Genomic DNA, 22,578 nt, shown 5'->3' on the forward strand with positions numbered 1-22,578 from the left:
GTTCTAGTCTCCGTCGGCGAAGGAGAAGCCGGCCGAAAGACCGATGGCACCGCCATACTCATCGCTGAAGCTGGTGGCGAGTTCGCGGCTGACGGCGAGCAGCTTGTCGATCTTGGCGCGCTCCGCATCATTGCCGATTGCTGCCTCGATATCCGGATTGATCGTCGGTGCCGTCGTCGCAAGCTCGTTCAGCAGGCCGTCGATCTTGGTGGCAATCGCGCGCCTGTCCACCGGTAGCAGGCTTGCCATGTCGGCTTTTTCCCAGAGCGTCTTCAGGCCCTCGATATTGCCCGTGAACGAGGTCCACGTATTGGCCGAGCGCCAGTAGATCGCCATCTTCGGCCGCGCCGTTGCCGGATCGCCTTTGTAGAAGGTTTCCAGCCGCTGGTCGCGAACATTGGCCGCGCCATGCACGAGGATGCCAAGCAATGCGGTGACGGCCTCCTTGTTGTCCATGAAATCGTCGCTGGTCTTGCCGGGGAATTTCCAGGATTTCTGCACGCCGTCCGGCGCATCCCATTCGTCGGCGATTTCCTTGGCGGTGTTTTCGATATTGCCGGCGACAGCCGCGCCATAACGGCAACGGAAGCTCTGTTTATCCTTCCCGAGGACATCAGAGCCGTTGCCGAAGAGTACATATTCCAGTGCCGTCATGCCCATCAGCGCCACGCTCTTGCCGGCGACGGCCTCGACGGTCGTATCCTGCTCGTCCGCCTTGGCGATCAGCGCCTGCACCTGCTTGAGGCCGACACCCTTGCGGTCGGGATAGAAGAGGATGTGCTCGAAGCGGTTCTTTTCGATGATCGGGCCGGTATCGACGATCTCGATGCGCGACCAGCTCTTCACGGTGTCACCGAAAGACGATTTGGCGCCGGAAAGGGTGGCGTCCGTGGGATCGGCGCATAGCGCCTTCATCGCGACAGTCAGTTTCGAGGCGGAGTCGTGCATGGCGCGGTAGCCGGGGCGGATCACGTCATCCACCGCCTCCTGCAGTACGGCCGGCACCGCCGCCTCGTTCAGGCCGGCGCCATTGGTTGTCGCATCCTCTGCATGGGCAGGCAGGGCGGCAACGGTAAGCAGCAGGCTGGCGGCCAGAGCAATTCCAGCAAACGTGCGCAGCGGTTTTGCGTCCGGAATTGCGTGAAAACAATGGGACGGAGCATTTGCGTGACTCCGTTTAGAACGGAAATGCTCCGGACGTTTCCAGTGGCGCATCAGAGGGACTCCAGAAAGTTGATGAGGGCTTGCCGATCGTCCTTCGAAAGACCGGCGAATGCATTGCGGGCTTCTTCCGCCTCTCCTCCATGCCAGAGAATGGCTTCGGTCAATGTGCGGGCGCGGCCGTCATGCAGATATGCCTGCCGACCGCTCACCGTCTGCGTGAGGCCTATACCCCAGAGCGGCGGCGTGCGCCAATCGCGGCCGGATGCCACGCCCACCTGCTGTCCATCCGACAAGCCTTCGCCCATGTCGTGCAGCAGGAAATCGGAGTAGGGCCAGATCAGCTGGAAGGCCTGCGGCGAAACCTTACCGTCGCTGCCCTTCAAGTCATCGCGCGTCACGAATTTCGGTGTGTGGCAGGCGGTACAGCCGGAGCGATAGAACATGTCCTTGCCGTGCAGCACGGCGGGCTGGCTCGTCGAGCGCCGGGCGGGCACGGCAAGATTTTCGGAATAGAAGGTGACGAGCGGAAGCACCGGGTCGGGTGCCTCTGTGTCGCCCAGCCGCTTCTGCACGCCGTTCGGCATGGTCAGGCAGCGCGGCTCTTTGGCGGTGCAGTCGCCATAGGGGTTTGGCCGGTCCGGCGTCGAAATGCCGATATCGGTGGAAAAGGCGTCGGCCACCTGGTCGCGCACGGTTGCATTCTGGGCTTTCCAGCCGAAGCGCCCGAGCGCGATCTCACCCGTGCGATGATCGCGGACGATGGCGGGGCGGCCGCGAATGCCGGTGCCCTTCTTATCGTCCGGATCGGCATTGGCGAGAATATCGGCATCCGGAATGGCCTCGATCAGGCCGAGGCCAATCATCGGCGGCGCAATGCGCGCTGAAAGCGTAGTGCTTACATCCATCGGCCCGTAGGCGAGATCGCTGACGCCGTAATGCGGCTTGCGCAAGGTCACGGTTTCGCTGCCGGCAAGCCTCACCGTCTCCTCGCTATAGCTGACGGTCACCTTGCCTTCGGCGGCGAGGCCGGGGACGGCAAGATCCTGCAGCTGTGCCCCATAGGTCGAATCCGGGAAATTGAGCGCATGAAAATTCTTGACGGCCTGTTCCTCCTCCGGGGTCACGGCTGGCCGTGCCAGGCGCAAGACCATCGAGGTCGCGGCCGCGCCCGCTTCCTCCGGCGGATGGCCGCGCCCGTCGCGGATATGGCAGCTTTGGCAGGAGCGGGCATTGAACAGCGGCCCCAGCCCGTCGGAGGCCTGGGTGGAGGAGGGGGCGGAGACCCAGAGCTTGCGGAAGAGCGCGTTGCCAAGATGAAAATCCTGGCCCTGTTCCTGGTCTAGTCTGGCTGAAGGCTGGGAGAAAATATCGCGCGTGACCTTATCGATCGCAGTCAGGCCGCCGCCCTGCATCGTTTCATACGGTTCGGCCTTGAGAAAATTGCTGGTTGCGCGGGTGACATCGCGCACGCGCTTCAGCTCTTCGGTAGAGAGATCGCTGCGATTGCTCGGAAAATCGAGGATGTCGGCAACGGCCAGCGTGATGGAAAAAACCAAAAAAACCGCAGCAAGGGCGGGCAAAAGGGCGCGATTGGCCGGTAGAGCTGTCATGGGTATCGGGGTGGCGGCGCCTAATCGCGCTGCCACCCTCCCTTATTACTTCTTCTTGAAGACGGAGTTCGGATTGTCCAGGCTGTCCGAACCTTCGAGCTTGATCGTGCCGAGATCGAGAGCAGCGATGACGCGCTGGATGCTCTTCGTCTGGTCGAGTAGGCCGTCAATCGCCTTCTGAACCGTCGCGTTGCCTTCCTTGTTGCCCTCGCCGATCATCTGGTCGTATTTCTCGACGGTCTCGCCGCGATGCACCAGCGCCTTCATGGCCGCAAGCGTCGCGTCGAGCTTGTCTTCCATTTCCTTGTCGAGCGCCGGATCCTTGGCCTTGACCAGATCGTGCAGTGACGGCCCCTTCATCTTGGTGCCGTCGGCGCGGGTATAGTTGCCATTATAGGCAGACGCGATGCCAACGGCATCGCCATTGTGCTCGTTATAGGTATTGTCGGAGAAGCAATCCTGCTCTTCTTCCGGATCGTGCAGCAGCAGGCCGAGCTTCATGCGCTCGCCGGCAAGTTCGCCATAGGAAAGCGAGCCCATGCCGGTCAGGATGGTGGTGAGGCCGGCCTTCGGATCGGCTTCGACATGCTTGGTGGCTTCGCCGTCCGGCGCCCACTTGTCCGTCATGTCCTGAAGGTCCGAAACCAGCAGCGTCGAGGCGGACTTCACATATTCGGCGCGGCGGTCGCAATTGCCATGCGTACAATTCTTCAGATCGTAGTCGGTTGCCGGACGCTCGCCGGCGCCGGCATCCGTGCCGTGCAGGTCCTGGCCCCACAGAAGGAATTCGATGGCGTGGTAGCCGGTCGCGACATTGGCTTCGATACCGCCGGCCTGATGCAGCGTGCTCGACAGGAATTCCGGCGTCAGATGCGAGGCGTCGACATCCTTGCCGTTGATCTTGATCGTCTTGTTGGCGATGACATTGGCGACATAGAGCGAGTTCTCGTCGCTTTCTGTGCCGTAGGAGGCGTCGACATAGTCGATCAGGCCTTCGTCCAGCGGCCAGGAATTCACCTTGCCTTCCCAGTCGTCGACGACCGGATTGCCGAAGCGATAGACTTCCGTCTGCGCATAGGGAACGCGAGCCTTGATCCAGGCCGCACGTGCCGCCTTAAGCGTCTTGTCGCTGGGGTTGGCGAGCAGGGCGTCGATCGCCTTGTCGAGTGCTTTCGCCGTCGTCAGGGAGTCCTGGTACTTGGCATGCGCGAGCTCTGTGTAGTGCTTGAGAACGGCTGCCGGTTCGGGAGTTGCCGCAAGGGCGGGAAGGCTGGATGCGGCAGTCGCGATAACGGCCACCGCGAGCGCGGCGCCAATTCTGTTTTTCAGTTTCATGTTCCTCTCCTGTGACAGCGGGGGGCACCGTCAAAACTTGGCAATTTGTCTCATGTATGAAAAACAAACTTGTGTCAAACACTCTAGTTTAGAACGATTTTAAGGCGAGGGGTCAAGAATTTAACGTCGCAAGCGAAATGGATTCGCTTGTGAATGCGCAGATATAGGCCGTTTGATATTGCGTCAGCAGGGCAGTGATAGCAGGCTCGATCGCCGCCAGCTCACATCTTCCGTTGCAGACGGCTGAAGAAGAAGCCGTCGGTATCGGTGGAGGCTGGCGTCAGCGTAATGGTCTTGCCATCCGAGGAGCGGGGCTTTGGGGCATCCTTGCCGAACAGCTTCCCCCATGAGCCCAGAGTTTCCACCACCTCGAAGTCCGGATTCTGGGCGGCGAAACGGTTTACCTGCGCTTCATTCTCTTCCGGCAGTACCGAGCAGGTGACATAGAGCAGAGCGCCGCCAGGACGGACGAATTCTCCGGCCTGGGCAAGGGCTTCCTGCTGCTGGCTGGTGCGCTCGTCGAGGTTCTTCTGCGTCAGCCGCCATTTGGTATCGGGACGCCGCCGCCAGGTGCCGGTCCCGGTGCAGGGAGCATCGACCAGCACCTTGTCGAACTTGCCTCGCAGCTGCAGCAGGCCGTTGCGCTCGTCATGGACTTGGACATTGCGGGTGCCGGCCCGCTTCAGGCGCTCGATGATCGGCGCCAGCCGCCGCCGGTCGCTGTCATAGGCGTGGACCTGGCCCTTGTTGTGCATCGCGGCCGACATGGCGAGCGTCTTGCCGCCACCGCCAGCGCAATAGTCGAGCACCTGATCGCCCTCTTCGGGCAGGACCAGATCCGCGACGATCTGCGAACCTTCGTCCTGCACCTCGAACCAGCCTTTCTGGAAGGAGAGCTCGGCCGTGACGTTCGGCAGGCGTGACGCACCTTCGCCGGCCGGAATTCGGATGCCGAACCGGGCGATTTTCGATGCCTGGCCGCCAGCGCGTTCCAGCGCTTTCACGACCTTGGCGCGATCGGCCTTCAGTGCATTGGCGCGGAGGTCGAGCGTCGGACGTTCGGCGAGAGCTTGCGCTTCCGAAAGCCAGCCATCGCCGAAGGCTTGGCTGAAGGAGGGCTCGACCCATTCGGGAATATCGCCCTGGATGTGACGGGGCGCATCTTCGAGCTTGCGGGCCGCAAAAGCGGCCAATGTTTCGGCGCTCGGCGCCTCGGGAGCAAATTTATCACCGTCGAGCTCGGCGGCCAGCGCCTCGGGCGTCAGGCCCCATTGGCGGAAGAGCACGGCATGGGCAAGCGCGGACGCACTGTCGTCTTCCATCAGCCAGGCATGCGAGAGCCGCATGCGCAGGGCGTCATAGACGATGTTGCCGATCGCGGCCCTGTCGCCGGAGCCGGCGAAGCGATGGGCAAGGCCCCAATCCTTCAGGGCATCGGCCACCGGTCGCTTGCGCGCTTCGATATCGGCAAGAACTTCGATGGCCCCCTGCAATCGGCCGCCCAGACGCATTCACACTCTCCTGCTCGCGCATGACCCGGAACCCGTTGGAGCTCATCTTGGGAATCTGCGCCCTACCAAAACCGCTGACGCCTCGCCGATCCGCGCAGACAATGCCCATGGCGGCGGATTTTGAGACGTCTCAATCGCGTGGTAGCCGCGATTGGCCGAGAGAGCAAGCGTCATGCCGATTTGCCGGTAGTTCCGGCTTCCGGCGATTACTTCGAGGCGACGACCTCGTAACAGACCTTGGCGGTACCCGAAGCGACCATGCCGATGTTCTGTGCGGCAGCGCGGGAGAGATCGAGAACACGTCCACGAATGAAGGGCCCACGGTCGTTGATGCGAACGACGACGCTGCGGCCATTGTGCTTGTTGGTGACCCTGAGACGCGTGCCGAAGGCAAGCGAGCGGTGGGCTGCAGTAAGATTTCTGGAACTCATGCGTTCCCCGGAAGCAGTCTTGGAGCTTCCCCCGTACCATGAAGCGCCTCCGCAGCCAGCGGATGCAAATGCCGGAGTCGAAACGACAGCAATGGAGGCGGATATAGTTGCGGCGATTGCCAAAGAACGTGCGATTTTCTTCAAACCGATTTTTCCCTCAAGCTATTGAACTTGCGCCCTGGGTAGGCGGCGGGGCTTAAATCAGGCCAAAAATGGCGAAAAAGTGCCACTTTCGATCACGGAATGTTACAGTCTGCAACATTCGTGATATTGGGGGAATACTGGGACTATTCAGCGGATTTGCTTGATCGTGGAAAAAACCCAATAAAATCAGCTAAAAATGGAATGAATTTTCTCGAAGGCGCCGGGTGATGTCAGGCATCACAAAAATCGGAAAAATAATTTTCCGACTTTGCCATAATCGCTGCCGCATTTGTGCAATTTTAGAGGTCGTTAACCATAAATGCGGAGCAAATTGAACTATAGTGCCTGGCTAAGTAGGAATTTTCATGCGATCTCACCTGGCGTGGAGAGCGATTTCTCAGCCGCGCCACGCTCCCGAGGACCATAATTCGGCGAGCGACATGCGATACTCTGGGTAGCGGAACTGGAAGCCGAGCGCGCGCAATTTCGCGTTCGAAACGCGCTTGTTTTCGCCGTAGAAAGAGCGTGCCATCGCCGTCAGCTCGGCCGTCTCGAAAGCCTGTTCCGGTGGCGGTTCGACGCCCATAAGGCGGCCGGCCTCGACAATGACATCCTGTGGCGGCGCAGGCTCGTCATCGGTGACATTATATATGCCGCCGAGCTTGCGATCGGACAGGAAGCGGGCGCAAGCGCCGATATCCTCGACGCGGATGCGGTTGAACACCTGATTCGCTTTGATGAGCCGCCGTGCCGTACCCTTTTCCAGATTGCAGAAGGCATTGCGGCCCGGTCCGTAAATGCCTGAAAGCCGCAGCACAGCGACGGGCAGATCGAGCCGGATACCGACCCGCAGCCAGCCGTCTTCCGCTTCTACCCGCTCGACCGAGCGGTCCGCGACCGGATGCAGCGAGGTCTGCTCGCTGACCCAGGCGCCCTTGTGGTCGCCATAGACGCCGACGGTCGAGAGATAGCAAATCCATTCCAGCTTCGGCATCAGCGCCTTGAGATTGAGCTGCGCCAGCCGCAGCAACGGATCGCCGGATTTGCCCGGCGCGATCGATTGCACCAGATGCGTTGCCGTTTGCATCGCCTCGGCCAGAGCCAGATCGATCGTTTCACCGTCGAAGACGAAGGCTTCGATGCCTTCCTTCGTCAGCTGTTCGGCCTTGTCGGCGGAGCGGGTCGTGCCGGTGATGCGGATACCAGAGCCGGCCAAGGCCTTGGCAATGGCCGTTCCGGAATAGCCGCAGCCGAAAATCATCACATGCATCACGATACCCCTGCCAGTTTCCATTCGGCGCGAACTTCTTCGTCTGCCTCGTCATGTCTTTGTGCCGCAAACGCATGGAATTCGCCAGCCGTCATCAGTCGCGATAGCGCCCAGACCGCCATGCCGCGCACGGTGGGCGAGGGATCTCCGGCCAGTTCGCGACATTTCTCTATAAAGGAGCGATCGCCCGAATTGCCGGCGGCGATGAGTACATTGCGGATGAAGCGGTCCCGGCCGATGCGCTTGACCGGCGAGCCGCTGAAGAAAGCACGAAAAGCCGCATCATCCAGATTGAGCAGGAGGGCGATCGACGGTTCCTTGAGATCCTCGCGCGCCACCAACTTCATCTCCGAGGCGGCGTTTGCGAACTTGTTCCAGGGGCAGGCGGCAAGGCAGTCATCGCAGCCATAGATGCGGTTGCCGATCAACGGCCGAAGCTCGGGATCGATCAGACCCTTGTGCTCGATGGTCAGATAGGAAATGCAGCGCCGTGCATCGAGCTGATAGGGGGCCGGGAAGGCAGCGGTCGGGCAGGCATCGAGACAGGCCCGGCAGGAGCCGCAATGGTCGATCTCCGGCTCATCCGGCTCGAGTTCGGCCGTGGTGAACATCGACCCGAGAAAGAGCCATGAGCCGAAGGCGCGGCTGACGAGATTGGTGTGCTTGCCCTGCCAGCCGAGACCGGCAGCCTCTGCCAGCGGTTTCTCCATGACAGGCGCCGTATCGACGAAGACCTTGACATCCTCCTTCGAGCGCGCCGCGAAGCGGGTGGCGATCTCCTTCAGCCTACCCTTGATGATGTCGTGATAGTCGCGGTTTCTGGCATAGACGGAGATCGCCGCCTTGTCCTGCTTTTCCAGAATGCCGCGTGGATCCTCGTCGGGGCCGTAATTCAGGCCGAAGACGACGATGGAGCGGGTCTCGCTCCAGAGCACGCGCGGATCGCCGCGGCGGTCGCGTGTCTCTTCCATCCACCCCATGGTGCCGTGATGGCCTTTGTCGAGAAACTGGCCGAGCCGGACCGCCGCTTCGGGAATGGCGTCCGGCCTGGTAATGCGACAGAGATCGAAACCATGGGCACGCGCTTCCTCTCGCAAGAAAGCGGTCAGTGTGTTTCTTCGCTTGTCAGCTTTTTCCGCTTCGCGATCACCGGGCATATCGAGCCCTCGTCAGAAATCCAGATCGGCATAGTGCGAAACTGGTGTGACTCCACGCACACGCTCCGCCAGGATCGGCCGGAAGGATGGGCGCGACTTCAGCCGCTGATACCATTCCTTGGCGACAGGCGATTCCGTCCAGTCGATCTCACCCAGATAGTCTAGCACGGAAACCGAGGCTGCTGCGGCGAGATCGGCGTAGCTCAGGCGCTCACCGGCCAGCCACTGCCGCGAACCTGCAAGCCAGGACAGATACTTCATGTGCTGGCGGATATTGCCGCGCGCCATGCGCATGACCTTGGAATCGGGCGCGCCACCGCCCTGTTCGGCGGTCATCTGCAGCTTGAAGACGCGCTCGCGCGTCAGCGGCCGCGTCACATCCTGCTCCATCTTCTGCATGAACCATTCCGTCAGCCGGCGGATTTCGGCGCGCTGGAACGGATCTTCGGCCAGAAGCCGGCGGTCGCGCTTCAGGACACCATGCGTCTCGTCAAGATATTCGGAAATGACCGAGGCGCCACAGAGCGCCCGCATGCTGTCATCGACATAGACAGGCAGGGTGCCGGCCGGGTTCAGTGCCAGGAAATCGCGTCGCTTTTCCCAGGTCTGTTCCTCGATCAGCTCCGTCTGATAGCCATATTCCGTCAGGATCAGACGAACGAACCGGGAGGAAGATGACATTGGGTGATGATACAGCGTCGGCATTGGTACTCGGGTGTTTCTGATTGATGCTACGGAAGTCTTTTGGGTCGCGATTCTGCGGCCCTAGTCATTTGTCATCGGTTGAAGCTATAGGATCTTGGCCTAGTTTGCACAAGCGAATCGGGCCGCCCTGCCGTTAGACAAAGGACACGATATGGCTGAACAAATTATTATCGCGTTGGTTTTAGGCCTTGTGGAGGGGCTTACGGAGTTCATTCCGGTCTCCTCCACGGGCCATCTGATATTGCTTGGACATTTTCTCGGCTTCAAATCGGCCGGTACTTTTGAAGTTTTGATTCAGCTCGGCGCGATTCTCGCCATTCTGCTTGTCTATTTCAATCGTCTCGTCCAGATCGCCAAGGCGCTGCCCGTCAGCGTCAAGGCTCGTCACTTCGTTCTGGCCGTCCTCTTCGGCTTTCTGCCCGCTGCGGTCATCGGCGCGCTGGCGCATGATTTCATCAAGACGGTGCTGTTCGATTCGCCGAAGGTCATCTGTATCTCGCTGATCCTCGGCGGCATCGTCCTGCTCGTCATCGACAGGATCGAGTTCAAGCCGAAATACACCAGCGCCTACGAATTTTCCTGGCCGATGGCGGTCAAGATCGGCTTCTTTCAGTGCCTGGCGATGATTCCGGGAACGTCGCGCTCCGGTTCCACCATCGTCGGTGCCCTGCTGCTCGGCGCCGACAAGCGTTCTGCCGCTGAATTTTCCTTCTTCCTCGCCATGCCGACGATGGTCGGCGCTTTCACTCTGGATTTGTGGAAGAGCCGCCATGATCTCAGCTTCGCCGATGGTCAGCTGATCGTCATCGGCTTCTTCATGGCCTTCATCTCGGCGTTGCTCGTCGTGCGCGCGCTGCTCGACTTCGTATCCCGCCGGGGTTACGCCCCCTTCGCATGGTGGCGAATTGCCGTCGGCACGATCGGTCTTATCGGTCTCTATTTCGGCTGAGACCGCTCGTTCGCGCTGATATCCTGGAAAAATGAAGGCCGGTCAAAACCGGCCTTTTTCATACCCGATCAGTTCCGGGAGGACGTGTCGATGGAACCCGTCGTGCAGGGGTCGACGCCGTAGGTCGGCGCACATTCGCCCTTGATCGAGGCGATGCTGCCGCGGGCCACGAAGGAGCCTGCGAGAATCACCAGTGCCGCGCACGCAAACAAAAGCGCGATAGACTTGCCCATCGAAGAATGCCTTTCCGCAGAAGTGTGAAGCGCGCCGCGAACCGGTTCATTGTCCAAGCCTGAGACGCGCGGCTGTGTTAGTCAGTGGAATGAGCAATAGCAATAAATGTTCATATTAAATTTGACGTTAATGCTACTATTTCCAGACTGCGTCTTTTGAGCAACGCCAAGCTGTGAATGACGCTGCTCTGCCAGCGTCTTAAAGTACGATTCTGTCTTCGCGGGGCAATAAAAAACGCCGCTCGGCAAAGCCGGGCGGCGGGTGAATTTCGTGGAACGGCCGAATCGTCAGGCGGCTTTGCCCGAGCCGGTAAACTGGCCCTGCGGACGGTAACGCACCAGATAAGACGGCAGCACGGAGACAAGCAATGTCGGCAGCAGGCCGATGCCCTTCAAAGTGCGTCCTTCCGCTTCCGCCTGCTTCGAAACGACGTTGTCGCTCTTCAGCAGCGTTACCTGGTCGGCGGTGATCGGCGGCTTGATGAGCGGCACCAGCGACGCGACCGAGCCGATCAGCGAAGCCAGCCCGAAGGGGATGGAGACGAATGACTTCTTCCGATTGATGACGGCAAGCGTGGTCTCGAGACATTCGCGGAAAGACAGGATTTCGGGGCCGCCGAGCTCATAGGTCGTACCGGCCTTCAGCTTGCCGTCGACGCTCCGCGCAACGGTCTCGGCGATATCCTGCACATAAACGGGCTGGAACTTCGTCTTGCCGCCGCCGATCAGCGGTAGGAACGGCGCCGTGCGCGACATGTCGGCGAACTTGTTGAAGAATTCGTCTTCCGGCCCGAACACGATCGAAGGGCGCAGGATGATTGCATCCGGCTTGATCGACAGAATGGCGGTTTCGGCGCGAGCCTTGGTTCGGGCATAGGCCGAAGGCGAGTTGGCGTCGGCGCCCAGTGCCGAAATATGCGTCAGCGAGGCGCCGGCGCCGCGGGCGGCTTCCGCAATCGCCTTGGCACCAAATTCTTGCACCGCATCGAAGGTATTGCGGCCGCTTTCAGCGAGAATGCCGACGCAGTTGACGACATGCTGCGCGCCTTCGACGGCGCGGTCGATGGAATTGCGGTAGCGCACATTGGCCTGAACGATCGAAATCTGGCCGAGATTGCCAAGCGGTTGCAGGAAACCGGCAAGATCGGGACGGCGAACGGCGACACGGATGCGATAGCCGCGCTTGGCAAGCGCGCGCACGACGTGCCGCCCGATGAAACCTGATCCTCCGAACACGGTAACGAGCGGCGGGAGGTTGGACAGGGTCATGGCAGGCTCCTCGAAAGGCTTGGATTGGGCTTATCTGGTTTCGTCTTAGCCGATCCGCGCGCCGAGGTGAAGTGCTATCGCGCTGCATTGCAGCGTCGGCTTTTCAAGGGAGTTAGACGCCTTCGACGACGACCATTTCAGCGTCTGCCACCTGCTGGCGGATTTTGGCGGCGATCTGATATTCGGGCGAATTGTAGCAATCGACGGCATGCTGCAGCGACGGAAACTCGATCACGACGTTGCGGCCGCGTGCCTGTCCCTCCAGCGGGGTAAACGCTCCGCCGCGGGCAAGGAAATTCGCGCCGTATTTCTCGAAGGCGGGCTTCGCGGCAGCAACGTAATCCTTGTAGCGCTCGGGGTCGCGAACATCCACGCGCGCAATCCAATATCCCTTTGGCATGTTTTCCTCCCAGCTTGCTTCTGTATCTTAGAGTGCGGCGTCCATCTCGGCGAGGATGGCGCGAGCGGCCTCCTTTGGATCGACCGCCTTGACGATCGGTCGTGCGACGACGAGATGGCTCGATCCGGCCTTGATGGCGTCTGCCGGCGTCATCACGCGCTTCTGGTCGCCCTTGTCGCTGCCGGCCGGACGGATGCCGGGGGTCACCAGCGCCATATCCGGCCCGATGATCTTGCGGACCGCGGCGGACTCTTCCGCCGAACAAACGATACCGCCCATGCCCGCGAGATGCGCCTGTTCGGCCCGGCGCAGCACCAGCGTATGCGGATCATATTCATAGCCGGCGGCGATGAGATCGCCTTCGTCCATCGAGGTCAGCACGGTGACGCCCAGCAGGCAGAGGTCCGACCCTTTGGCCGCCGCGACGGCCGCCTTCATGGCTTTCGGATAGGCGTGCAGCGTCAGCATCGACATGCCCATCTTGACGATATTCTCCACGCCGGAGGCCACCGTATTGTCGATGTCGAGCAGCTTCATGTCGAGGAAGATCTTCTTGCCGCTGGCGGCGAGATCGCGGGCGAATTCCAGACCGCCGGCAAAGGCGAGCTGATAGCCGATCTTGTAATAGAGTATGTCATCGCCGAGGGCGCCGACCACTTTTTCGGCCTCCTGAAGGTTTGGAACATCCAGTCCAACGATCAAGCGGTCGCGTGCGGTCATATCAAGCCCATCCCATCCAGTCTTCCATGGGTGTCCAGTCGCATGAGACGGCGCGCTTCGCAAGATCGAAACAGAAAAGATTGCCGCCGCCCGGCGGCTGATCGCCTTGCCGCGCGATCGGCTTCCCCTCCAGATGGCATTTCAGCAGCGTGCCGACGCCGCCATGGCCGACGAAGGCGATCGGCACTTTCGGATCGTGCCGCGCAAGAACGGCCTCGACATTGGAGACGATTCTCGCCTGCGCGTCGATAGCGCGTTCCCAGCCCTTGAAGCTCTCATGCGGATTGGCAAAGAACCAGTCCGCCGCTTTTTCGAACTCCGGCGGCGGCAGAAAACCTGTGGCGCTGCGATCATTTTCATGCATGGCTTCGATGGCCTCGATCGGTGCGCCGCTTGCCGCTGCCAAGGCCTCGGCCGTTTCGATTGCCTTGCGCTCGCCGCTGGAGACGATCAGGCCGAGCTTGCCAGCCCAGGGCCGGCTCGCAGCCAGCCGCGCCCGCTCGGCGCCAATGTCGGACAAGCCCCACTCCGGCACCGGCACATTCGGGTCGATCCGCACCTGTGGGTGCGTAACATAAAGAGCGTACATGGATTTCCCAGCGATTGTCTCAGCCGCGGCTATAGACCCAGAGCTGGGCCGGCGGAATATTGCGGACGATAAAGTCGTAATGCCGGATATGATAGCGATCCGGCTTGGCGATGATCGGCGAGACCGGGCCGTAGGAAATCTGCACCACCGGGCGACCGGGCGGGATGCGATCCAGCAGGCTCTCGAGAAGCGCGACGCGCGCCTTCATCGGGAAATTGAGAAGGGGAATGCCCGAGACGACGGAATCGAAGGTCTGGCCGCGCAGCACGCCCAGCGTTTTATCGAGATCGAAGGCGTCCCCATTGATGAAGTTGACGCCGGGATAACGGCGGACGAGATGATTGTAGAAATCGGTGGAATATTCGATGGCAACGAGATTTTGCGGCTCGACGCCGCGTCCGAGGATCGCCTTGGTGATCGCGCCTGTTCCCGGCCCAAGCTCCAGCACGGGCAGCCCTGATTGCGTGTTGATGACGCCAGCCATCTTGCGAGCCGTAATCGACGAAGTAGGAACGATCGACCCCACGGTCTTGGGTCCCTGCATCATGCCTTTGAAGAAGCGAATCTCCTCATCGAATTTCTTGCCCAGCCGTTCCTTGAGACGCAGCGCCATGCTCTCCCCCCCATCAGATGTTACCGTCGCGACTTACATATTGCTTCTCTAGATCTTGCAACCGAATGACGCAATAACAAGAGAAAATGTCGCAATCGACAAAAGACCAAATAAAAGCGCCCTTGCATTGGATAAACGCAGAAAGGGCGCTTTGGTTTCCCTAGAGCCGGATGAGACATCCGGCTCTAAAATCAAAGAAGTGGAGCATGATATCGTCCGAAAACCGCTCACACTTTTCGGCATCGTGCTCTACACGCGCATCGGCATCAGCACATAAAGCGCGTCGTCGCCGGCCGTGTCGCGAATGAGCGTCGGCGAGCCGGCATCGGCCAGCAGGAATATGGCTGCATCGCCGGAAAGCTGTGCGGTAATGTCGAGCAGGTACTTGGCGTTGAAGCCGATTTCCATCGGGTCCATCTCATAGCCGACGGCAACTTCTTCCGTCGCGCTTCCCGAATCCGGGTTGTTGACGGTCAGCAGCAGCTGGCCGTCAGACAGTGCCAGCTTCACGGCGCGGCCACGCTCCGAAGAGATCGTCGATACACGGTCGACGGCCTGGGCGAAAGTCTCGCAATCGACCCGCATTTCCTTGTCGTTGTTGGCTGGAATAACGCGCTGATAGTCCGGGAAAGTACCGTCGATCAGCTTCGAGGTCATGACGATCGAGCCGATCGTCAGGCGGATTTTGGCGTCGGAGACTTCGACGGTGACCATCGCGTCCGGCGTGTCCACGAGCTTCTGCAGTTCTCCCACAGTCTTGCGCGGGATGATGATCCCAGGCATGCCTTCGGAGCCGGAAGGCGCACTGACATCGGCGCGCGCCAGACGATGGCCGTCGGTGGCGACAGCCCGGAGCTTCAGGTCGCCGCCGCTTTCGATGGTGTGGAAGAAGATGCCATTGAGGTAGTAACGCGTCTCCTCGGTGGAGATCGCAAACTGCGTGCGGTCGATCAGCATCTTCAGATCGGACGCCTTCAGCTTGAAGGAATGGCTGAAGCTACCGGCGGTGAGATCGGGGAAATCGGATTCCGGCAGGCACTGCAGCGAGAATTTCGAGCGGCCGGAAGCGACCGTCATCGAGCTGCCGTCGGGATTGGTGGCGAGAAGCACTTCCGAACCATCGGGAAGCTTGCGCACGATGTCGTAAAGCAAATGCGCGGGAACCGTGGTGGCGCCGGCCTGTTCGACATTGGCGGGCGTTGCCTCGGTGATTTCGAGATCGAGGTCGGTCGCCTTCATGTCGAGGTTCGTGCCGTCGGCTTTGAGCAGCACGTTGGACAGGATCGGGATCGTGTTGCGACGCTCGACCACGCGATGCACGTGGTTCAGCGACTTCAGGAGGTTCGACCGCTCTATTGTAATACGCATGGATGCTACCGCTTTCGACCGTGACTTGCCGGGCGGCCCGAGGCGCCCGAGCGACATGTTTTCGGACAAGGCCCGAAAGATTGGACAGGCAACTTGGCAGACTTCTCCATCCGAATGCAAGAGGCATAGGCGATTTGTCGGGCGCCAATTCGCCATTTCGTCGGCAATGCTCCACAGGAATTGCACCGCTCTTGCCGTCCGTGCGCGCCTCGCCCATAAAGGCTGCTTATCCCAAGTGAATTCAGGACCGGCATGAACGAAGAGCAATCAGGCGGCGGGACACGCAGTTTCCGCCTGCATAACAATCAGATCCCGGCCCGTCCTCTCGAACCGGCGCTCTATCTCGTCGCGACGCCGATCGGCAATCTCGGCGACATTACTCTGAGGGCGCTGGAAACGCTGGCCGGCGCCGATGTGCTGGCCTGCGAGGATACGCGTGTCACCCGCGTCCTGCTCGACCGCTATGGCATCCAGAACAAGCCCTATGCCTATCACGAATACAATGCCGATGAGGCAGGCCCCCGGCTGCTGCAAGCTCTGGAAGCTGGCCGATCGGTCGCGCTGGTATCGGATGCCGGCACCCCGCTCGTCTCCGATCCCGGTTACCGTCTCGCAGTGCAGGCGATCGAAGCGGGATATAAGGTCGTTCCCATTCCCGGCGCCTCCGCACCGCTTGCTGCCCTCGTCGGCTCCGGCCTGCCCAACGACGCCTTCTTCTTTGCCGGTTTCCTGCCCACCAAGGACAAGGGGCGGCGCGATCGGCTGGCCGAGCTGGCAGGCATCCCCGCAACCCTCATCTTCTTTGAATCGCCGCATCGCATCGCTGCGACTCTTGCCGCCGCTGCCGATGTGCTGGGCGGCGAGCGTGCCGGCGCCGTTTGCCGCGAACTGACGAAGACCTTCGAGGAATTCCGCCGCGGTACGCTATCCGAACTCGCCGCATTCTATGATGCCGTTGAGAATGTGAAAGGCGAGATCGTCTGGCTCGTGGGCCCGCCGGCGGAAAGCGTGACGGCCGAAGCAGATGTCGATGCCATTCTGGCCGATCTCTCAGGGACGATGCCGACCGCCAAGGCAGCGACCGAAGCTGCGCGCCTCACCGGCCTCCCGCGTAAGGAGCTTTACCAGCGCCTGCTCGACATGAAGGAGCGCCATGGCTGATACGAAGCCCGGGTCCGGCGAGAAGCTGAAGCGGCAAAAGGCCTGGCGTCGCGGCCATGTTGCCGAATATCTCGCCGCCGCCTTCCTAATGCTCAAGGGCTATCGCATCCTGGCGATCCGCCACCGCACCAAGCTCGGTGAAATCGATATCGTCGCCCGTAAGGGCGATCTCGCCGTCTTCGTCGAGGTCAAGTCGCGGCGTGGCGCGCAGGAGGCGATCGACGCCGTTTCCTTCTCTTCGCAAAACCGCATTCGTGCTGCGAGCGATCTCTGGCTCGCACGGCAACCGGATTTCGCCCGTCTCTCGCAACGCTACGACATCGTCGCCATGCTCCCCGGTCGCTGGCCGCAGCATTTTCCCGATGCGTTTTGAGCGCGGCGTTACAAGACCGTCACAAAATCAGCCTATTGCCGGGGCGACCAGCACCTGCGATTTCTCTGCGCGCGCTCCTTATTTCAGTTCGACAGGCCCTATCATGATCCGCAACACCGTCTCCGCCTTCACCGTACCATCGCAGGAAGAGCGAAAGAGCTTCCTTTCGCTTGAAAAGACCCCGGCCGTTCACGCCGAAAAGCTTGCGTCGCTCGCCTGCCTGAATACGGTGCGCGTCGGTGGGGCGGCCGGTAAGGTCGAGGCTTTGGCCTTCCCTTTTGCTGTCGCTGCCTGGAATCTCGAGCGCTGCCTGTTCCCGGAGGAAAGTGCGGCCAAGCTGCGGGAAACCGGTGCGCCGCTGATCCTGCTGTCGGAAATGGATCTGGGCATGGCCCGCACCGAACAGCGCGACCCGACCGCGATCATCGCCAGCGAACTCGGCATGAATCATGCCTATGGTGTCGAGTTTCTTGAACTCAGTCTTGGCTCGGAAATCGAGCGCTCCTACTGCCGCGACGATTTTAATGAGAAGGGCTTTCACGGCAACGCCCTGATGGCCTCCGTCGCTCTGAAGAATCCTTTCATGATCCGTCCACCCGGTGAGGCCGTCTGGTTCAACGATAGCAACGAGCAGCCGCGCATCGGCGATCGCTGCGCCGTCGGCGCCATCGTCACGACGGAGGCCGGCCCCATGGTCGCCGTTTCCGTTCATCTCGAAAGTGTTGCCACTGCTGCCTATCGCGAGCGGCAGTTGGCGGCGCTGATCGATGAGGTCGAGGCTTTCGCGCCCGGTCTGCCGATCCTGATCGGCGGCGATCTCAACACCGGCAACCACACCGGCGGCGATTATTCGACGGATACGCTATTCGCCATGGCCGAAAGCCGAGGCTTCGAGTGCCATGGCGGGCCGCTCGATCAGACAAGCACGCGCCCGAGCCTGATCACACGTTTCCCCGATCGCGCCATGAAGCTCGACTGGTTCATCACCCGCGGCTTGAAGATCGGCGAGAGTCATCTTGTGTCCTCTCTCAACGGCGAGGGCAAGCCGCTCTCCGACCATGACATGGTCGTTTGCACAATCGAAGGTTTTTCCGCCTGATCGCTGCAATCGTTAAAATGCACTTGGTTTCATGAACTTTGCCGTTACCCGTTCCATGCGATGAGATCGCAGACGCTCATGGAATTTTGGGGGATTGCATGGTCTTGAAATTAATGTTGGCGAGCATGGCGGCCTTTGCCACCCGTGCCGCGCCAGTCGTCCTCGCGATGCCGCAGTCGAAGAGCTTCGTGGCAGGCGCCAGTGGCGAGATGGAAATGAAGCCGTCGCCGATCGAGCCATCCTGGGTCTTGTCGGGCAATCCCGTTGCCCGCATCGCCGAGCATTCGCGCGGGCAGGATGATGCCGCCATGACCGCGCTGTGGGATTGCACGGCGGGTGAGTTCCGCTGGTATTTCGGCTGGGACGAAACCGTCATGATCCTTGAGGGTGAGGTACACATTACGACGGAAGACGGCGTCGAGCGTACGCTGCATGCCGGCGATGTCGCCTATTTTGCCGGGGGCACCTGGGCGACATGGCGCATCGACCGTTACCTGCGCAAAGTCGCTTTCTTGCGCAAGCCATTCCCGAAGCCTTTGACCATGGCCTATCGCCTGCGCAACCTCGTCCGCCAGGGCAACACACAGGGCCTTGCTGCCTAAGCAGGGCCACCTTGGCGGAAGCCCTTGAATAGCCGTTGCGTTTGGATGCGGGCCGACCTACATCTGTCCGCAAATCCGAGCGAGGGCTGACTATGGCTGGTATCAAGAATGTTGCGGTCCAGATGGACCATGTCCGAAGCATTAACATTGCGGGCGACTCGACCTTCGCCATGAGCCTCGAGGCGCAGAACCGCGGCTACAAGCTTTTCCACTATACGCCGGAGCGGCTGAGCATGCGCGACGGCAAGATCTATGCCTCCGTCGAGCCAATGATCCTGCGCGACGTCAAGGGCGATCACTTCGAGCTCGGCGAGCCGGAGCGCGTCGATCTCTCGACGATGGACGTGGTGCTGCTGCGCCAGGACCCGCCCTTCGATATGGCCTATATCACTTCGACGCATCTGCTCGAGCGCATCCATCCGAAGACGCTTGTCGTCAACGACCCTGCCTGGGTGCGCAACTCGCCGGAAAAGATCTTCGTCACCGAATTCGCCGATCTCATGCCGAAGACGCTGATCACCCGCGATCCGGCTGAAATCCGCCGCTTCCGCGATGAGATGGGCGATATCATCCTGAAGCCGCTCTATGGCAATGGCGGCGCCGGCGTCTTTCATTCGACCCGCGACGACCGCAATCTCTCGTCTCTTCTCGAAATGTTCGGCCAGCTCTTCCGCGAGCCGTTCATCGCCCAGCAATATCTGCCCGATGTTCGCAAGGGCGACAAGCGCATCATTCTTGTCGATGGCGAACCAGCCGGCGCGATCAACCGCGTGCCAGCCGAGCATGATGCCCGCTCCAACATGCATGTCGGCGGCCGCGCCGAAGCGACCGAGCTGACGGCGCGCGAAAAGGAAATCTGCGCCCGCATCGGACCGGCCCTGAAGGAGCGCGGCTTCCTGCTCGTCGGCATCGATGTCATCGGCGACTATATGACCGAGATCAACGTGACGTCGCCAACCGGCATCCGCGAAGTCAAGCGCTTCGGCGGCGCCGATATCGCCAGCCTGCTCTGGGATGCGATCGAAGCCAAGCGGGCCTGATCGGCAGTTTCCGCCACGCTTTCAGCTGAACAATCATATCCACCCAGGCATGTCGATGATTTCGACATGCCTGGGTAAAGTTTTTGTTCGTTTATTGTTCTTGTTTCATTCCTCGTCTTATGCCAGATTGCAACCCGAAGTTTGCTGGTCGGGGCACGTAACGGCAAACGGGTTCGGCGACAGGGGAATAGGGCATGGTAGCGCGAGTCAGTACGGTTGCGTTTCAGGGCATTGAGGGCGTACCCGTCGAAGTGCAGGTGATGATTGCGCCCGGCAAGGTGCTGATGCACATCGTCGGTCTGCCGGACAAAGCTGTGGCCGAGAGCCGAGAGCGGGTCCAGGCGGCGCTGCACGCCTCCGGCCTCGCTCTGCCGCCGAAGAAAGTCACCGTCAATCTCGCCCCGGCGGATCTGCCCAAGGAGGGCAGTCACTTCGACCTTGCGATCGCGCTCGGTCTGATGGCGGCGCTCGGCGCGATCCCTGCCGATGCCCTGTCCTCCTACACTGTCATTGGCGAACTCAATCTCGACGGCACGATCGCGCCCGTTGCCGGCGCGCTTCCCGCAGCGATCGCCGCCAATGCCATGGGCAAGGGGCTGATCTGCCCGGCCGAGAGCGGATCGGAAGCCGCCTGGGCCGGCAGGGAGATCGATATTCTGGCGCCACGCAGCCTGATCGCGCTCGCCAATCATTTTCGCGGCACGCAGGTCCTCTCGCGACCGGAGCCCTCCATTCGCGCCAGCGCTGCCAATCTGCCCGATCTTGCCGATATCAAGGGGCAGGAAAGCGCCAAGCGCGCCTTGGAGGTGGCCGCCGCCGGCGGGCATAACTTGTTATTCGTCGGGCCTCCCGGCTCCGGCAAGTCGATGCTCGCTTCGCGCCTGCCGTCGATCCTGCCGCCCCTGTCGACGAACGAGCTGTTGGAGGTGTCGATGATCCATTCGATCGCCGGCCAGCTTTCCGGCGGCAAGCTCTCCGATCGGCGGCCCTATCGCGCGCCGCATCATTCGGCGACCATGGCGGCGCTCGTCGGCGGCGGTCTGCGTGCGAGGCCCGGCGAGGTGTCGCTGGCCCATCACGGCATTCTGTTCCTCGACGAACTACCGGAGTTTTCGCCGCAGGCGCTCGATGCGTTGCGCCAGCCTCTCGAAACCGGCGAATGCGTCATTGCGAGAGCAAACCATCGAGTTTCCTATCCGGCCGGCATTCAGCTTGTGGCGGCAATGAACCCCTGCCGCTGCGGCATGGCCGGCGAACCGGGCCACACCTGCGCCCGTGGGCCGCGCTGCGCTTCAGATTATCAGGGCCGTATTTCCGGTCCATTGCTCGATCGCATCGATATCCGCATAGACGTACCGGCAGTCTCCGCCGCCGACCTCATCCGGCCGACATCAGCGGAAAGCAGCGCCGATGTCGCACTCCGCGTCGCACGCGCCCGCGAACGGCAGCGGGAACGCTTCGAACGAGCCGGCATGAAGGACGTCACCACCAACGCCCGCTGCTCGACTGCGATGATCGAAACCATCGCCGAGCCGGATGCCGCCGGCCTGCAATTGCTGCGCGATGCTGCCGAGAAGATGAAATTCTCCGCCCGCGGCTATCATCGCATCCTCAAGGTCGCTCGAACGCTCGCCGATCTCGATGATAAACCCACCGTCGGCCGCATCCATCTCGCGGAAGCCATCTCCTATCGCATCGCCGGCGAGCGACTGGCAGCGCACGCCTGAAAGTCCTGAGCTGAGGCGGCGCTCGATCGTCGCCCGTCCGCCTGAATGAAAAAGGGTGCCGAAGCACCCCTTTCCAAGTCCGAATGACGGTTGGCGCCTTTAGCCGCCAAGTCCCTCGAACAGGGCCGTCGAGAGATAGCGCTCGGCGAAGGACGGGATGATGACGACGATGGTCTTGCCTTCGTTTTCGGGACGCTGGCCGATCTTGATGGCCGCTGTGAGCGCCGCGCCGGAGGAGATGCCGACCGGCACGCCTTCGAGCTTGGCGACGAGCCGCGCCTGCTGGAACGCCTCGTCATTGCTGACGGTCACCACCTCATCATAGACATGCGTATCGAGCACCTTTGGTGCGAAGCCGGCGCCGATGCCTTGGATCTTATGCGGGCCGGGATTGCCGCCGGACAGAACGGGCGAATCCGCCGGCTCGACGGCGATGACCTTGATGTCGGGCTTGCGGGCTTTCAGCACCTGGCCGACGCCGGTGATCGTGCCGCCGGTGCCGATACCGGAAACGAAGATATCGACCTTGCCTTCGGTGTCGTTCCAGATTTCCTCGGCCGTCGTCTTGCGATGGATTTCCGGGTTGGCGGGATTTTCGAACTGCTGCGGAATGATCGCATCCGGCAGCGACGCGGCCAGCTCTTCGGCCTTAGCGATCGCGCCCTTCATGCCCTTCGGTCCCTCGGTAAGCACCAGCTCGGCGCCGAGCAACGCCAGCATCTTGCGGCGCTCGATCGACATGGTTTCCGGCATGGTGAGGATAAGGCGATAACCCTTGGCGGCGGCGGCAAAGGCGAGCGCAATACCCGTATTGCCCGAAGTCGGCTCGATCAGCACGGACCGGCCGGGAGCGATCTTGCCCTGGGCTTCCAGGCTTTCGATCATGGCGACGCCGATGCGATCTTTCACGGAAGCGATCGGATTGAAGAATTCGAGCTTTGCCAAGATGTTGGCCTTGACGCCCTTCTCCTTCGCCAGCTTGTCGAGGCGCACGATTGGCGTATCGCCGATGGTCTCGGTGATCGAGGCGTAGACGCGGCCGCGGCCGGGTTTGCGGGTGTCGGACATAGGTAGCTCTCCCTACATTGGATTTATGGAACGACAATAG

23 protein-coding genes are annotated in these 22,578 nt (G+C 61.1%); 7 read left to right on the forward strand and 16 right to left on the reverse strand.

The window, feature by feature from the left end:
- Nucleotides 1-3: 3 nt before the first annotated feature.
- The 8 genes from FHT85_RS16030 to FHT85_RS16065 all read right to left on the reverse strand — a co-directional run bounded on the left by FHT85_RS16030 (nucleotide 4) and on the right by FHT85_RS16065 (nucleotide 9,327).
- On the reverse strand, nucleotides 4-1,215 hold the full coding sequence (locus FHT85_RS16030; protein ID WP_246780008.1) for an imelysin family protein: 1,212 nt from the start codon (nucleotides 1,213-1,215) through the stop codon (nucleotides 4-6).
- Nucleotides 1,215-2,774 carry a di-heme oxidoredictase family protein gene (locus FHT85_RS16035; protein WP_112409773.1) on the reverse strand — a complete coding sequence of 520 codons (1,560 nt, stop codon included), beginning with the start codon at nucleotides 2,772-2,774 and terminating at the stop codon, nucleotides 1,215-1,217. The genes FHT85_RS16030 and FHT85_RS16035 overlap by 1 nt, the downstream gene beginning before the upstream one ends.
- 45 nt (nucleotides 2,775-2,819) lie before the next feature.
- Entirely contained in the window at nucleotides 2,820-4,109 is a 1,290-nt protein-coding gene (locus FHT85_RS16040; protein WP_112409774.1) for an imelysin family protein, read from the reverse strand.
- 221 nt (nucleotides 4,110-4,330) lie between these two features.
- Nucleotides 4,331-5,620: an RsmB/NOP family class I SAM-dependent RNA methyltransferase gene (locus tag FHT85_RS16045; RefSeq protein ID WP_112336751.1), complete on the reverse strand. Its 1,290-nt coding sequence runs from the start codon at nucleotides 5,618-5,620 to the stop codon at nucleotides 4,331-4,333.
- A 206-nt stretch (nucleotides 5,621-5,826) separates the two neighbouring features.
- The gene (locus FHT85_RS16050) at nucleotides 5,827-6,195 is read right to left on the reverse strand and encodes a septal ring lytic transglycosylase RlpA family protein (RefSeq protein WP_015338531.1); all 369 of its coding nucleotides are present in this window, start codon (nucleotides 6,193-6,195) and stop codon (nucleotides 5,827-5,829) included.
- 397 nt (nucleotides 6,196-6,592) lie between these two features.
- Nucleotides 6,593-7,465, reverse strand: coding sequence for an SDR family oxidoreductase (locus FHT85_RS16055; protein WP_112336750.1), 873 nt, complete (start codon nucleotides 7,463-7,465; stop codon nucleotides 6,593-6,595).
- Nucleotides 7,465-8,622, reverse strand: coding sequence for a tRNA epoxyqueuosine(34) reductase QueG (gene queG / locus FHT85_RS16060; RefSeq protein ID WP_112409775.1), 1,158 nt, complete (start codon nucleotides 8,620-8,622; stop codon nucleotides 7,465-7,467). The genes FHT85_RS16055 and queG overlap by 1 nt, the downstream gene beginning before the upstream one ends.
- A gap of 12 nt (nucleotides 8,623-8,634) precedes the next feature.
- Nucleotides 8,635-9,327, reverse strand: a complete 693-nt coding sequence (locus FHT85_RS16065; RefSeq protein WP_015338534.1) for a glutathione S-transferase family protein — start codon at nucleotides 9,325-9,327, stop codon at nucleotides 8,635-8,637.
- Nucleotides 9,328-9,478: 151 nt separating this feature from the next.
- Between FHT85_RS16065 and FHT85_RS16070 the strand changes: the two genes are divergently transcribed.
- Nucleotides 9,479-10,276 (forward strand): undecaprenyl-diphosphate phosphatase, encoded by a 798-nt coding sequence (locus FHT85_RS16070; protein WP_015338535.1) that lies wholly within the window; start codon nucleotides 9,479-9,481, stop codon nucleotides 10,274-10,276.
- 68 nt (nucleotides 10,277-10,344) lie between these two features.
- Here FHT85_RS16070 and FHT85_RS16075 read toward each other — a convergent pair whose 3' ends face one another.
- The 7 genes from FHT85_RS16075 to dnaN all read right to left on the reverse strand — a co-directional run bounded on the left by FHT85_RS16075 (nucleotide 10,345) and on the right by dnaN (nucleotide 15,468).
- Nucleotides 10,345-10,509 carry a hypothetical protein gene (locus FHT85_RS16075; protein ID WP_015338536.1) on the reverse strand — a complete coding sequence of 55 codons (165 nt, stop codon included), beginning with the start codon at nucleotides 10,507-10,509 and terminating at the stop codon, nucleotides 10,345-10,347.
- Nucleotides 10,510-10,797: 288 nt separating this feature from the next.
- A complete protein-coding gene (locus FHT85_RS16080; protein ID WP_112336747.1) occupies nucleotides 10,798-11,778 on the reverse strand; it encodes a complex I NDUFA9 subunit family protein in 981 nt (326 codons plus the stop codon).
- A 112-nt stretch (nucleotides 11,779-11,890) separates the two neighbouring features.
- On the reverse strand, nucleotides 11,891-12,178 hold the full coding sequence (locus FHT85_RS16085) for a DUF1330 domain-containing protein (RefSeq protein ID WP_075856622.1): 288 nt from the start codon (nucleotides 12,176-12,178) through the stop codon (nucleotides 11,891-11,893).
- Nucleotides 12,179-12,205: 27 nt separating this feature from the next.
- A complete protein-coding gene (pyrF, locus tag FHT85_RS16090; RefSeq protein ID WP_112409776.1) occupies nucleotides 12,206-12,898 on the reverse strand; it encodes an orotidine-5'-phosphate decarboxylase in 693 nt (230 codons plus the stop codon).
- Nucleotide 12,899: 1 nt separating this feature from the next.
- Complete coding sequence (locus FHT85_RS16095; protein ID WP_112399647.1) at nucleotides 12,900-13,487, reverse strand: histidine phosphatase family protein; 588 nt, start codon at nucleotides 13,485-13,487, stop codon at nucleotides 12,900-12,902.
- A 19-nt stretch (nucleotides 13,488-13,506) separates the two neighbouring features.
- Nucleotides 13,507-14,100 (reverse strand): phospholipid N-methyltransferase PmtA, encoded by a 594-nt coding sequence (pmtA, locus tag FHT85_RS16100; RefSeq protein WP_015338541.1) that lies wholly within the window; start codon nucleotides 14,098-14,100, stop codon nucleotides 13,507-13,509.
- A gap of 249 nt (nucleotides 14,101-14,349) precedes the next feature.
- Nucleotides 14,350-15,468 carry a DNA polymerase III subunit beta gene (dnaN, locus tag FHT85_RS16105; protein WP_112399709.1) on the reverse strand — a complete coding sequence of 373 codons (1,119 nt, stop codon included), beginning with the start codon at nucleotides 15,466-15,468 and terminating at the stop codon, nucleotides 14,350-14,352.
- Between the two features lie 252 nt (nucleotides 15,469-15,720).
- On the opposite strand from dnaN, the gene rsmI reads away from it, so the two are divergent.
- The 6 genes from rsmI (at nucleotide 15,721) to FHT85_RS16135 (ending at nucleotide 21,470) form a co-directional block, all read left to right on the forward strand.
- Nucleotides 15,721-16,629, forward strand: coding sequence for a 16S rRNA (cytidine(1402)-2'-O)-methyltransferase (gene rsmI, locus FHT85_RS16110; protein ID WP_112409778.1), 909 nt, complete (start codon nucleotides 15,721-15,723; stop codon nucleotides 16,627-16,629).
- Nucleotides 16,622-17,002, forward strand: coding sequence for a YraN family protein (locus tag FHT85_RS16115; protein WP_112336742.1), 381 nt, complete (start codon nucleotides 16,622-16,624; stop codon nucleotides 17,000-17,002). The genes rsmI and FHT85_RS16115 overlap by 8 nt, the downstream gene beginning before the upstream one ends.
- A 103-nt stretch (nucleotides 17,003-17,105) precedes the next feature.
- Nucleotides 17,106-18,101: an endonuclease/exonuclease/phosphatase family protein gene (locus FHT85_RS16120; protein ID WP_112409779.1), complete on the forward strand. Its 996-nt coding sequence runs from the start codon at nucleotides 17,106-17,108 to the stop codon at nucleotides 18,099-18,101.
- A 98-nt stretch (nucleotides 18,102-18,199) separates the two neighbouring features.
- The gene (locus FHT85_RS16125) at nucleotides 18,200-18,703 is read left to right on the forward strand and encodes a cupin domain-containing protein (protein WP_112336740.1); all 504 of its coding nucleotides are present in this window, start codon (nucleotides 18,200-18,202) and stop codon (nucleotides 18,701-18,703) included.
- 92 nt (nucleotides 18,704-18,795) lie between these two features.
- Nucleotides 18,796-19,743, forward strand: coding sequence for a glutathione synthase (gshB, locus tag FHT85_RS16130; protein WP_112409780.1), 948 nt, complete (start codon nucleotides 18,796-18,798; stop codon nucleotides 19,741-19,743).
- A gap of 194 nt (nucleotides 19,744-19,937) precedes the next feature.
- Nucleotides 19,938-21,470 (forward strand): YifB family Mg chelatase-like AAA ATPase, encoded by a 1,533-nt coding sequence (locus FHT85_RS16135; RefSeq protein ID WP_112409781.1) that lies wholly within the window; start codon nucleotides 19,938-19,940, stop codon nucleotides 21,468-21,470.
- A gap of 99 nt (nucleotides 21,471-21,569) precedes the next feature.
- Here the strand turns inward: FHT85_RS16135 and cysK are convergent, their stop codons facing one another.
- Nucleotides 21,570-22,538: a cysteine synthase A gene (gene cysK / locus FHT85_RS16140; RefSeq protein ID WP_112336737.1), complete on the reverse strand. Its 969-nt coding sequence runs from the start codon at nucleotides 22,536-22,538 to the stop codon at nucleotides 21,570-21,572.
- Nucleotides 22,539-22,578 lie beyond the last annotated feature (40 nt).

The organism is Rhizobium sp. BK312, from assembly GCF_014193605.1.
In the GTDB taxonomy this organism is placed as follows: Bacteria; Pseudomonadota; Alphaproteobacteria; order Rhizobiales; family Rhizobiaceae; genus Rhizobium.